Annotated in this window: 8 protein-coding genes and 2 pseudogenes; 2 read left to right on the top strand and 8 right to left on the bottom strand. The window is 68.4% G+C overall.

Translation table 11 applies throughout. The features are described from left to right. A partial coding sequence (locus TY51_RS12425) for a PqqD family protein (RefSeq protein WP_156118010.1) occupies positions 1 to 1,135 on the top strand: 1,135 nt, incomplete at its 5' end. A gap of 56 nt (positions 1,136 to 1,191) precedes the next feature. Continuing rightward, complete coding sequence (locus TY51_RS12420; protein WP_042250025.1) at positions 1,192 to 1,455, top strand: hypothetical protein; 264 nt, start codon at positions 1,192 to 1,194, stop codon at positions 1,453 to 1,455. Here TY51_RS12420 and TY51_RS12415 read toward each other — a convergent pair. From TY51_RS12415 to TY51_RS12380, 8 genes and pseudogenes are all read right to left on the bottom strand, one after another. Continuing rightward, complete coding sequence (locus tag TY51_RS12415; protein ID WP_042250024.1) at positions 1,452 to 2,807, bottom strand: AarF/ABC1/UbiB kinase family protein; 1,356 nt, start codon at positions 2,805 to 2,807, stop codon at positions 1,452 to 1,454. The two genes, TY51_RS12420 and TY51_RS12415, sit on opposite strands and share 4 nt — an antisense overlap. Then, positions 2,804 to 3,733 carry an NAD(P)/FAD-dependent oxidoreductase gene (locus tag TY51_RS12410; protein ID WP_042250023.1) on the bottom strand — a complete coding sequence of 310 codons (930 nt, stop codon included), beginning with the start codon at positions 3,731 to 3,733 and terminating at the stop codon, positions 2,804 to 2,806. The genes TY51_RS12415 and TY51_RS12410 overlap by 4 nt, the downstream gene beginning before the upstream one ends. Positions 3,734 to 3,814: 81 nt before the next feature. Continuing rightward, positions 3,815 to 4,696 (bottom strand): LysR family transcriptional regulator, encoded by an 882-nt coding sequence (locus tag TY51_RS12405; RefSeq protein WP_042250022.1) that lies wholly within the window; start codon positions 4,694 to 4,696, stop codon positions 3,815 to 3,817. A 99-nt stretch (positions 4,697 to 4,795) separates the two neighbouring features. After that, a complete protein-coding gene (locus TY51_RS12400) occupies positions 4,796 to 5,044 on the bottom strand; it encodes a hypothetical protein (RefSeq protein WP_042250021.1) in 249 nt (82 codons plus the stop codon). A 174-nt stretch (positions 5,045 to 5,218) separates the two neighbouring features. After that, positions 5,219 to 6,165 (bottom strand): annotated as a pseudogene (locus TY51_RS23480) (nucleoside hydrolase). A gap of 61 nt (positions 6,166 to 6,226) precedes the next feature. After that, positions 6,227 to 7,704: pseudogene (glpK, locus tag TY51_RS12390) on the bottom strand (glycerol kinase GlpK). Positions 7,705 to 7,771: 67 nt separating this feature from the next. Further along, positions 7,772 to 9,475, bottom strand: a complete 1,704-nt coding sequence (locus tag TY51_RS12385; protein ID WP_042250020.1) for an ABC transporter substrate-binding protein — start codon at positions 9,473 to 9,475, stop codon at positions 7,772 to 7,774. An 80-nt stretch (positions 9,476 to 9,555) separates the two neighbouring features. Then, positions 9,556 to 9,828, bottom strand: a complete 273-nt coding sequence (locus TY51_RS12380; protein ID WP_042250019.1) for a DUF2160 domain-containing protein — start codon at positions 9,826 to 9,828, stop codon at positions 9,556 to 9,558.

The following is a 9,828-nucleotide window of genomic DNA, read 5'->3' as shown; positions in this document are numbered from 1 at the left end:
CGCGCAGCCGGTCCGCCACGCGCTGATGGGCGCGATCCGCGGGTGGCAGCCGCAAACCCTGTCCGCGCCGCGGCCGGGCGACCGGCAGACGCTGGTGACGCGGGGGCCGGGCGGGTTCGCGGCGCGCTCTCCGTTCTTTCAGGGCGATCTGGGGGGGTTGGACGCAGCCAGCGCCGCCTGTGCCCTGATCGCCGATCTGTCCGAGGGGTTTCTGGCGAACCGCCCCGGCTGCATGGCGCTGCATTGCGGGGCGTTCCGTTTCGCGGGCGACCTGATCCTGCTGACCGGTCCGATGCGGGCGGGGAAAAGCACGCTGATCGGGCGGCTGACCGCGGAAGCCGACGTCACCGTGTTCTGCGACGACGTCCTGCCGCTGACGGCAGACATGCAGGCCGTGGCCCTGGGCATCGCGCCCCGCCTGCGGCTGCCCCTGCCCAAGGGAACGACGTCCGCCTTTCGCCGCCATGTCGCGGCGACACCGGGGCCGCGCGACCGGCGCTATGCCTATCTGGCCGCGCCCAATGTGGCGCCGCATGGCACGCAGGCCCGTCCCGGCACGCTGATCGTGCTGGACCGGCGCGACATCGGCCCCGCCACGCTGCACCGCATGGACCCCGATCAGGCGATGCACCACCTGCTGGCGCAGAACATGGGCGATCTGGGCAGCGCCGATCAGGCGTTCGCCAAGACCCGCGACATGGCCGCGGCGATGACCTGCCTGCGGCTGGTCTATGCCGAACTGGAGGATGCGGTCGCCCTGCTGCGCCGCGCCTTTGCCCCCGATGCGCCCCCCGAAACCAATGTGCCGCTGGCCGGGCCGCTGGCGGACCCGCTGCACGCGCCGGACCGGCGGTCCGTGCCTGTGCATCCGGACCGGGTGCTGCGGCAATCGCCGGGGATCGTGTTGCGGCGCATGGGGTCTGGGGCGTTCCTGTGGACGCCCTCCGATCCGGTCGTCTGGCATCTGAACCCGGTCGGCCACGCGGTCTGGACCCTGCTGGAAATACCCGGCAGCGCCACCGATCTGGCCGACACCCTGGCCGAGGTCTTTGCCGACGTGTCCCGCGACCGCCTGACCCGCGACATCGCCGCCCTGATGGGCGATCTGCTGGAGGAGGGGTTCGTCACCGGATGAACCCCGCACCCCGCGCGCGCGTTGCCCCTGCTGCATGTTCGCCCCAGGAGGCCCCGATGACCGACACCGCCCTTGCCACGCTGGAAGCCCGTCTTGTCGCGCAACGCCGCCTGCTGGCGCGGCTGGTCGCGGCGCTGGAGCCGGAGGCCCGCCAGCCCGTCCTGGACTGGCTGGACCAGCGCGAGACCCTGCGCGACGGGCAGGAGGATCCGGGCGCCGTCCCCGCCGAGGGCGTGGGCCAGGCCCTGACCGTCACCGACGAATTCCGCATGATCCTGCGCCTGACCCAGGATCGCCTGCACGAGATGGACCAGCCCTAGGTCCGCGCCTTCAGCATCCGCGAAAGATCGTCGGGCCGGATCAGCGCATCCAGATCGACCCCCGCGCGCAGCCGCGCCAGCAGCAGGTACAGCCCGCCGATCTTGCGGTGCAGGAACAGGATCTCGGGCGGGGGCATTTCGGCGCGGGTGCGGGTGCGGGCGACCTGCATAGCCAGATCGGCGACCTGACGGGGGATGTCGCTTTGCGTCAGGTCCATCACCCCGCCCGCGCGCAGCGGATCAAAGGCCAGGTCCATGATCTGCAGCAGCACGTCCTGATGCGCGGCATCCGTCTGGTCGCGGAAATAGCCGATGTCGATGGCGGCGCGACGCACGCCGTCGCGGTCATCGGCCAGCGCCGCATTCAGCAACGCCAGATAGCGCGGCGCCACGGGCGCGGAAAACCCGCGTGTCGCCCCGAAGTCCAGCAGCACGATGCGCCCGCCATCCGGATGTGCCGGGTCGGGCTGCCAGCGATAGTTGGCGAAATTCGGATCGGTCTGCATCAGGTCGAACCGGAACAGCTCTTCGATGACCAGGCGGGCCAGGTGATGGGCGGCGCGGTCGCGCGTGGCCTGAGGGGCGTCGGCCAGCGTTTCGATCGGTCGGCTGTCGATGAAATCCATCGCCAACACGTCGGCGGTGCAGAACTGATCATCGGGCACCGGCAGGCGGAATTCGTCGCGCCCCGCCAGATTGGCCGCGTAAAGCCGCATCTGCGCGGCCTCGCGCACATAGTCCGCCTCGGCGTGCAGCTGGCTGCGGGCCTCGGCCATCAGTGCGGGCAGGTCGACCCCCTGCGGCATCAGGCCGGGGATGCGCAGCAGCAGGCCCATGTTGTCGATGTCGCTGTCGATGCTGCCCCGCACGCCGGGATATTGCACCTTGATCGCCAGGTCGCGCCCGTCTTTGGTCTGCGCCCTGTGCACCTGCCCGATGGAGGCCGCCGCGATCGGCCGCACCTGGAACCGCGCGAAGTGGCGCAGCCAGCCCGGCCCCCAGGCCCGGTCCAGCACCCCCTGCAGCTGCTTGGGGGGCATCGGGTCGGCATCCGCGCGCAGTCGCGCCATGATCTGAGTCAGTTCGGGGGGCAGGAAATCGCCCGCCTCCATCGACACCAGCTGACCCATCTTCATCGCCGCACCGCGCATCTGCGCCAGCTGTCCGGCCAGCCGCGCGGCATTCGCGGGCGTCAGGAACAGGTCCTGGGCCGAGGGCCGCTGCCCCGTCGCCAGCTGCCGCGCCCCCTGCGCCAAGGCACGACCGCCCATGCCGCCCGCCAGTCCGCCAAGGCGCAGCATCCGCGTCAGGCGACCCTGCGGCACGGGGCGGGGGGTGCGATCGTCGGTCATGTGCGGGCCAGCAGATGCGCGGCCATTGCCCGGCCGCTGGCCCAGCCATGTTCCGCATGCGGCCCCAACGCCCAGTCCCCGCCGACGATCAGCCCGGTCGCGTCATCGGCCAGGAACGGTCGGCCAAGCGCCACGTCGGTCAGCGCATACAGCCATCGATGCGCGACCGCATGGTGCAATTGATCCGGCCGTGCACCCAGCAGCGCCAGCAGTTGCGGCGCGATCAGATCCACCAGTTCAGCGAAGGGCAGGTCGATATGCGCCATGCTGAAATCCGGATCGGCCTGCACCACCCAGGTGGTCAGGGGCTGTCCATCCCGCCCCGGCTTGGCGCCGTCCTGCGCAACCCAAGCCAGCGCGCCCGTGCCGCGATGCGTGACGAAGGGGCGCGGCGCCGCCGGGTCCAGCCCGGCCATCACCGTGACGCTGGCCTGATAGCGGACCTGTGCCAGCGGCGCCGCAAAGGCGTGACCCGCACCCAGCAGGTCGCGCGCCTGCGGGGCGGGAATGGCCAGCACGACGATGTCGGCGCGGTGGTCGATCCCCTCTCCGCGCAGATGCCAACCCGCGGGGTCAGGGTCCAGCGCGGTGACCATGACGCCGGACCTGACGTCCAGCCCCTGCGCCAGCGCGCGGGGGATCTGGACCATGCCGGGCGTGCCCACGATGCCGCCGTCCCAAGGTGCGGCATGTCCGTCGCGGACCATGCCCTGCAACAGCGCAGCAAAGTCGGGATCGGTCGCGGGCAGGACCTGCGCGCCGTGATCGAACCGCAGGTCATCGGTCCGGCGCGTGGCCAGCCTGCCGCCGATGCCGCGACCCTTGTCGAACACCGTCACGGCATGCCCCGCATCCGCCAGCGCCCGTGCGCAGGTCAGCCCGGTGATGCCCGCGCCGATGACCGCCACCCTGACCTGTTCGCCCATGCCGCCTGCCTTTCCTTGTCGGGGATCAGCAGGTCAGACTGCGGCGAAAGGCGCAAGGCGGCATTCTGTCCGCCCGCGGGATCAGGCCAGATCCAGCCGCCCGACAAAGTCCAGAAACGCCGCCAACGCCGCCGTCACCAGCTTGCGGCTGGAATAGACGACGTGGATCGGCACCCCCGGCAGCGCGTGGTCCGCCAGCACCGGCACCAGCAGGCCGCGCGCCAGATCGTCGGCAACCTGGAACTCGGGCGCCAGCGCGATGCCCTTGCCGCCCACCGCCAGCGCGCGCAGCAATTCGCCGTTGTTGCTGGAGAATGCGGGGGTGATCTTCTGATACACGACCTCGGTGCCGCTGCGCAGCGGCCAGGTGCCCGGCCCCTTGAGGTTGGTGTAATGCAGGCACTGATGGTCGCGCAGGTCGGCAGGGCGCTGTGGGCTGCCATGGCGGGCGACATAGTCGGGCGACGCGACCAGCATGATGTTGGCGTCATGCAGGCGGCGGGCATGCAGGCTGCTGTCCTCCAGCGTGCCGATGCGGATGACGGCGTCGAACCCGTCGCGGGTCATGTCGGACCGGCTGTCGTCCAGCACCACGTCCAGCTGGATGTCGGGATGTTCGTCCATGAAGCGCATCAGGTGCGGCTGAAAGACCTTCAGCGTGTATTGCACCGGCACCCCCAGCTTCAGCGGCCCCGACGGCTTGCTGGAGGCGGCGCGCACCCCCTCGACGGCGGCGTCCAGCCGGGCCAGCACGTCGGTGATCTGCAGGTGGAACCCGTGGCCCGCCGCGGTGGGCGTCACCGCGCGCGTGGTCCGCGTCAGCAGGCGGGTGCCCAGTTCGGCCTCCAGATCGGCGATCATCTTGGAACACATGCTTTTGGAGATGCCCATCCGGCGTGCGGCGGCGGCAAAGCTTCCTTCCTCGATGATGGCCACGAAACTGCGCAGGACCTTGATGTCCATGATCTGCCCCTTGTGCGTGACCCGGACAGCAGAAGGGCCGCCACCCCAAGGGGATGGCGGCCCGCAGGTCCCGTGATGGGACCAGCCGGTCAAGACCGATCAGTAGAAGCCGCGGCTGGAATTATCAATGCTGGCGGTTTCTTCGGTGGTGTTCACGCGGGTGATGGTGACCAGGTCGTCGGACTTCAGGCCGGCCTGCGCCAGTTCGCGCGAGGTCATCACGTCGCCTGCAGGGACTTCGACGGTCTGCGCGGGCTTCGCCGCGGTGGTGAAGTCGCTGGACGAGGCGGCCATTGCGCCACCGGCGGTCAGGGACAGGGCGGCCAGGGCGTACACAAAGTTTTTCATGATCGTTTTCCTTGTTCTTGCAAAATCTTGGAAGCGGTGGCGCGCCGGATGCGCGTCTGGTCCGTTCCGATGATTGTCAGATAAGGGTCACACAAACGAAAGATTAGGCGCAAAATCGCGCGCTCTGTGTTCGATGTGACGGGACAATCGCGCAGGATCGTCCCGTCCGGTCGGTCAGGCGGTGCAGACCTGCGCGATCCGGGCCAGGATCGCGTCGGGTTGTCCGTCCAGCGTGGCCGACTGACGCGGGCGGCCCTCCCATGCACCCAGGGGGCCCTGGCGGTCCGCGGGGTTCATCAGCGTCAGGCCAAGGGCGATGCCGTCCGACAGCACGCGGACCTCTCCCTGCACGACGGTGAACAGGTCGGGATCGGTCAGGTACACGGCCGCGGTACAGTCATGGACCAGCATCCCGTCATAGCCCGCCGCCTGGTAAAAGCCGACATAGCCCTGCGACAGGTCGGCCACCAGCTGCATCCCCGCGCCGCCGCGCGCGCCCAGATCGGCCAGCACCGCGCTGTCCATGAAGGTCCGCGTGGTCAGGTCCAGCGGCACCGCGACCACCGGCCAGTCGGCGCCAAAGACGATGTCGGCGGCCAGCGGGTCGCCCCAGATATTCGCCTCGGCCGCAGGGGTGATGTTGCCGGGCACGCGGAACGCGCCGCCCATGATCACCACGTCGCGCACCAGCCCCGCGATGTCGGGCGCATCTGCAGTGCGCGGGCCAGGTTGGTCATGCGCCCCACGGCCAAGACACGCACTTCGCCCGGATGGGCGCGGATGGTGTCGATCAGGAACTGGGCGGCGGTTTCGGGTTCGTCCACGGGCTCCGACGGCGTCGGGTGGTTGCCCAGACCGTTGTCGCCGTGGATATGCGTGGGCCAGAATTCGGGCGGCATGTCTGGCGTCATCGCCCCTTCGGCCCCGCGATGGACGGGGGCGTCATGGCCCCAGGCCTGCATCAGGAAGCGGGCGTTGCGCGTGGTCATCGCCACCGGCGCGTTGCCGAACACGGTCGTCACGCCCAGCAGATCAATCTGCGGGTGACGCACCAAATAGTAAAGGGCCAGCGCATCGTCCACGCCGGGGTCGGTGTCAAAGATCACCTTGTGCTTGGTCATCGTCATGTCCTGTCTGTGATCGGCCCGATGTAGCGTGCCATCGGGCCGCGTCAACAGGCAGCTACAGCGACATCGTGGCTTTCACGGCGCGACGCCACGCGTCATAGCGCGCAGCGCGGTCGTCGTCGTCCATCGCGGGGGAAAAGCTGCGGTCCAGGGCCCAGTCCTTGGCGAACCCGGCCTGGTCGGGATAGATGCCCGGCCCCTGCCCCGCCAGCCATGCCGCGCCCAAAGCCGTCGTCTCCAGCACCTTGGGGCGGTCGACGGGGGCGCCCAGGATGTCGGACAGGAACTGCATCGCGTAATCGGACGCGCTCATGCCGCCATCGACGCGCAGCGCTGTCTCTCCCTTGGGTTCCCAATCGGCCTTCATCGCCTCCAGCAGGTCGCGGGTCTGGAAACCGACCGATTCCAGCGCGGCGCGGGCCAGTTCGGCAGGGCCCGAATTGCGGGTCAGGCCAAAGATCGCCCCGCGGCTGTCGGGCGACCAATAGGGCGCGCCCAGACCCGTGAAGGCCGGGACCAGGATCACCTGCTGGCCGGGATCGGCGCGTTCTGCCAGGGGCTGCGTCTCCTTGGCGTCGCGGATGATCTTCAGCCCGTCGCGCAGCCACTGCACGACCGCGCCCGCGATGAAGATCGAGCCTTCCAGCGCATAGGTCGGCTTGCCGTCCAGCTGATAGGCGATGGTGGTCAACAGCCGCTGCGTCGACGCCACCGGCTTGTCCCCGGTGTTCAAGAGCGCGAAACAGCCCGTGCCATAGGTCGATTTCATCATGCCCGGCTCGAAGCAGGCCTGACCCACGGTGGCCGCCTGCTGGTCGCCCGCGACGCCGGTGATGGGGATGGGCCGCCCGAACAGGTCGGGACGTGTGGTGCCGAAATCGTCGGCGCAGTCCTTGACCTCGGGCAGCATCGACATGGGGATGTCGAACAGGCCACAGATCGTCTGCGACCAGCGGCCCTTGTGGATGTCGTACAGCATCGTGCGCGCGGCGTTGGTCGCGTCGGTCGCATGGACCTGGCCGCCGGTCAGGTTCCAGATCAGCCAGCTGTCCACGGTGCCGAATGCCAGATCGCCCGCCTCGGCGCGCGCGCGGGCGCGTCGACGTTGTCTAGGATCCATTTCAGCTTGGTGGCCGAGAAATACGGATCGACCAGCAGCCCGGTGCGGGTGGTGATGATCTCGGCATGGCCCGCGGCCTCCAGCTCGCGGCAGAATTCGGCGGTGCGGCGGTCCTGCCAGACGATGGCGTTGTGGACGGCCTTGCCGGTCTTGCGGTCCCAGACAACGACGGTTTCGCGCTGATTGGTGATGCCGATCGCGTCGATGCGCGGGTTGCCGCATTTCTCGATCGCGGCGCGGCAGGTTGCGGCGGTGCTGGCCCACAGGTCGGCGGGATCGTGTTCGACCCAGCCCGATTGTGGAAAATGCTGGGGAAACTCCTCCTGCGCGCTGCCGCAGGGGATCATCTTTTCGTCAAAGACGATGGCGCGGGACGAGGTCGTGCCCTGGTCGATGGCAAGGATATGGGTCATGGGCGGTCCTTTCGTCACGAACGGGGGGCGCGGATGACCGCGCCCCCCTCAGGCTAATGCGCAGGGATCATTCCTGCCAACGCTTGATCAGGTCCTCATACGCGATGGTGACCGGCGCGGGCTTCTCGTTCTCCAGCTTGGGGACCGGGGCGCCCTCGCGGTCAAGCCAGACCTGCGGATCTTCTTCTTCGTTCAGAACCGGGCCCAGATCGCCCTGCACGCCGGACCGTTCCAGGCGGGACAGCACGTCCTCCTGCTGTTCGCACAGCGCGTCCAGCGCCTCCTGCGCGGTCTTGGCACCCGAGGACGCGTCCCCGATGTTCTGCCACCACAGCTGCGCCAGGCGCGGATAGTCGGGGATGTTCGCCCCGGTATCCGACCAACGCGTCCGGTCCGGAGAGCGATAGAACTCGATCAGACCGCCCAGTTGCGGCGCACGCTCGGTAAAGCTTTCATGCCGGATCGAGCTGTCGCGCACGAAGGTCAGGCCGACATGGCTTTTCTTCGTGTCGACGGTCTTGGAGACGATGAACTGCGCATAGAGCCATGCGGCCTGCGCGCGGTCCACCGGGGTCGATTGCATCAGCGTGGCCGAACCTACGTCCTGATAGCCGACCTTCATCCCCTCTTCCCAGTAGGCGCCATAGGGCGACGGGGCCATGCGCCATTTCGGCGTGCCGTCGTCGTTCATGACCGGCAGGCCTTCCTTGACCATGTCGGCGGTGAAGGCGGTGTACCAGAACATCTGCTGGGCGATGTTGCCCTGCGCGGGGACCGGTCCGGCCTCGCTGAAGGTCATGCCTGCGGCGGCCGGGGGCGTGTAGTTCTGCAGCCAGTCGATGTATTTCTCGATCGCATAGACGGCGGCCGGGCTGTTCGTCGCCCCGCCCCGCGCCATGCACGATCCCACCGGCTGGAAGTTGTCGTTGACGCGGATGCCCCATTCGTCGACCGGGAAGCCGTTGGGTTCGCCCTTGTCGCTGGCACCCGCCATCGACAGCCACGCATCGGTGAAGCGCCAGCCAAGCGACGGGTCCTTCTTGCCGTAATCCATGTTGCCATAGACCTGCTGGCCGTCGATCTCGCGGCCGGTGAAGAACTTGGCGATGTCCTCATAGGCGGACCAGTTCACGGGCACGCCCAGGTCGTATCCGTATTCGGCGCGGAACTCGGCCATGATCTCCGGGTCGGTGAACCAGTCGTGGCGGAACCAGTAGAGGTTCGCGAACTGCTGGACGGGCAGCTGGTACAGCTTGTCGTCGGGGGCAGTCGCCTGCGCCAGGCCGATGAAGTCATCCAGGTCCAGGCCGGGGTTCGTGAATTCGGCGCCCTCTCCGGCCATCCAGTCGGTGATGTTGCGCACCTGCTGATACCGCCAGTGGGTGCCGTCCAGGTCGGCGTCGTTGATGTACAGGTCGTACACGTTCTCGCCGGTCTGCATCTGCGTCTGCAGCTTCTCGACGACGTCGCCCTCGCCGATGAGGTCGTGGGTGACCTGGATGCCGGTGATGGCGGTGAAGGCCGGCGCCAGGACGCGGCTTTCGTATTCATGGGTGGTGATCGTTTCCGACACCACGTTGATCGACATGCCGGCATGGGGTGCTGCGGCGTCGATGAACCACTGCATCTCGGCCTCCTGCTCCTCGCGGGTCAGGACGGACTGATCGCCGATCTCGGCATCGAGGAACGCGCGCGCGGCCTCGATATCGGCGAAGGCGGGGCCGGACAATGCCAGCATCACCGCGGTTGTGGACAGCAATCTCAGGCTCATTGGTCATTCCCTCCCTGGGATTCTCCGAGGTTGTCAGACGGCCGGCGGGACCCTCATCCCCCGCAGGCCAATGCGCTGTGTCAGACCCACCGAAAGACGGCGGCGGCCCAGACCAGGCAAACCAGCATCGCCCAGGGCAGTGCCGCCGTCGTCAGACCCAGCCAAGCCAGGTTGATGAAGGCGGACCCCAGAAGCGTGATGAACAGGCGGTCGCCCCGCGTCGTCTCGATCCCCAGGACACCGCGGCGCGGCGTCTCCGGGAACCGGACCGCCAGCACCGTGAAGGTGACCAGCAGCAGGGCGATGGTGACGAAGAAGATCGCGGTCGGCAGCGTCCAGGCCATCCAAGACAT

Origin of the sequence: Paracoccus sp. PAMC 22219, from assembly GCF_000787695.1 — a bacterium.
GTDB lineage: Bacteria > Pseudomonadota > Alphaproteobacteria > Rhodobacterales > Rhodobacteraceae > Paracoccus.
The sequence above is the reverse complement of the archived record's forward strand: the minus strand, read 5'-3'. Positions and strand labels throughout refer to the sequence as shown.

Excerpts from the sequence above, each read along its gene's own strand:
- TY51_RS12420 (WP_042250025.1), top strand. The coding sequence starts at position 1,192 with ATGACCGACACCGCCCTTGCCACGCTGGAAGCCCGTCTTGTCGCGCAA.
- TY51_RS12415 (WP_042250024.1), bottom strand. The coding sequence starts at position 2,807 with ATGACCGACGATCGCACCCCCCGCCCCGTGCCGCAGGGTCGCCTGACG.
- TY51_RS12410 (WP_042250023.1), bottom strand. The coding sequence starts at position 3,733 with ATGGGCGAACAGGTCAGGGTGGCGGTCATCGGCGCGGGCATCACCGGG.
- TY51_RS12405 (WP_042250022.1), bottom strand. The coding sequence starts at position 4,696 with ATGGACATCAAGGTCCTGCGCAGTTTCGTGGCCATCATCGAGGAAGGA.
- TY51_RS12400 (WP_042250021.1), bottom strand. The coding sequence starts at position 5,044 with ATGAAAAACTTTGTGTACGCCCTGGCCGCCCTGTCCCTGACCGCCGGT.
- TY51_RS12385 (WP_042250020.1), bottom strand. The coding sequence starts at position 9,475 with ATGAGCCTGAGATTGCTGTCCACAACCGCGGTGATGCTGGCATTGTCC.
- TY51_RS12380 (WP_042250019.1), bottom strand. The coding sequence starts at position 9,828 with ATGTCTTGGATGGCCTGGACGCTGCCGACCGCGATCTTCTTCGTCACC.